Source organism: Oceanobacter antarcticus, from assembly GCF_044962685.1.
Taxonomy (GTDB): domain Bacteria; phylum Pseudomonadota; class Gammaproteobacteria; order Pseudomonadales; family Oceanobacteraceae; genus Oceanobacter; species Oceanobacter antarcticus.
Genome location: NZ_JBBKTX010000133.1, coordinates 1 through 241 on the forward strand (window position 1 = coordinate 1; position 241 = coordinate 241).

Genomic DNA, 241 nt, shown 5'->3' on the forward strand with positions numbered 1-241 from the left:
CGGTGATTGGAATCAAAGCCTTTGGCTTGTCCACCACCGACTCAGCACCGGGCGATAAACGTTTACGCCAATATTGAAGGTTATGCATAGCAAGGTTGTGTTGTTTGCAAAAGGCGACTTGCGGTAGTTTTCAACCCAGTTGTCCAAAATACTGCGTTTAAGCAGCACATTTATTCCGTTCAATCTCCTGCAGTTTTGCAGGATTGAGTGATACCGCTCCTGCAACGTTGCAGTTTCGGGT

The 241-nt window shown here is 46.9% G+C and carries 1 pseudogene; it reads right to left on the bottom strand.

Going from position 1 to position 241, the window contains the following annotated elements:
• Positions 1-88 (bottom strand): annotated as a pseudogene (locus tag WG929_RS21235) (IS66 family insertion sequence element accessory protein TnpA); the annotation flags it as partial.
• Positions 89-241 lie beyond the last annotated feature (153 nt).